This window comes from Ameyamaea chiangmaiensis (genome assembly GCF_013376175.1).
GTDB lineage: Bacteria > Pseudomonadota > Alphaproteobacteria > Acetobacterales > Acetobacteraceae > Ameyamaea > Ameyamaea chiangmaiensis.
Window position 1 is genome coordinate 1 of the sequence record NZ_JABXXR010000307.1, and the last position, 1,322, is coordinate 1,322.

The 1,322-nt window shown below is 69.5% G+C and carries 1 protein-coding gene; it reads left to right on the forward strand.

Features of this window, described 5'->3' with window-relative positions:
* The coding region (locus HUK82_RS16635; RefSeq protein WP_176614970.1) for a DEAD/DEAH box helicase at window positions 1-1,322 on the forward strand (1,322 nt) is incomplete at both ends.

Below are 1,322 nucleotides of genomic sequence, written 5' to 3' on the forward strand. Positions count from 1 at the left end.
GAACGCGGGCGCCCACATTGTCGTCGGCACGCCCGGGCGGCTGTGCGATCACCTCAACCGTGGCAATCTCGACCTCAGCGGCCTGCGCGCCGCCGTGCTCGACGAAGCGGACGAGATGCTCGACCTCGGGTTCCGCGAGGAACTGGAAACCCTGCTCGACGCCGCGCCCGCCGATCGCCGCACGCTGCTGTTCTCGGCCACGATCGCGCGCGAGATCGCGTCGCTTGCCCGCCGCTACCAGCGCGATGCCCTGCGCATCGACACGGCCAGCGGCGCCAAGCAGCACGCCGACATCACCTATCGTGCCGTCGTGACGATGCCGCAGGAAATCGGCCGTTCGATCGTCAACGTCCTGCGCTATTACGAGAGCGAAACCGCGATGCTGTTCTGCGGCACGCGCGAGATGGTGCGCCAGGTGCAGTCCGCCCTGATGGAGCGCGGCTTCGCCTCGGTCGCCATCTCCGGCGAGATGGGCCAGAACGAGCGCACCCGCGCGATCGAGAGCCTGCGCTCCGGGCAGGCGCGCGTGTGCGTCGCAACTGACGTGGCCGCGCGCGGTATCGACATCCCGGCCCTCGGCCTTGTCATTCATGGCAATCTGCCGACCGATCCGGCGACCTTCCTCCACCGCTCCGGACGAACCGGCCGCGCCGGTCGCAAGGGCACCTGCGTCGTCATGGTGCCGGTGAGCCAGCGCGGCCGTGCGCAGCGCCTTCTGGCCGGTGCGAAGGTCACGGCCGACTGGGACCCGGTCCCGACGGCAGCCATGGTGCGTGAGCGCGATGCGGAGCGGTTGCTCGACTCCCCGATCCTGACCGAGACGGGGCATATCGACCCCACTCTGGTGACAAAGCTGACCGAGGCGCATGACAAGGACGCACTCGCCACGGCTCTGGTGCGCCTGTACCAGCAGCGCCTGCCGGCAGTAGAAGACCTGCGCCCGCTGTCCGTCGACACCCCACGCCCCACGCGCGAGGAGCGTCATACCCACGACGACCGCGCGCCGCGCGACTCCGCGCCCCGCCTTGACGCGCCCGGTGCCTGGTACCGTCTGAGCGTGGGACGTCGCGACAAGGCCGATCCAAAGTGGCTGGTGCCGCTGATCTGCCGCCTGGGCGGCGTCAAGAAGCGCGATATTGGCTCGATCCGTATCGGTGACGAACACACCGAGTTCGAGATTTCCCCCGAGATGACCGATCGCTTCAATGCCTGCATGGCGGCGACCGAGGCCGATGAAGTGCAGGTCTCGGCCATCGATCAGCCGACGGTGTCCGGCTCTCACGGCGGCCCACGCGGCGGTCCCCGTGGCCCGCGCCCGGCCG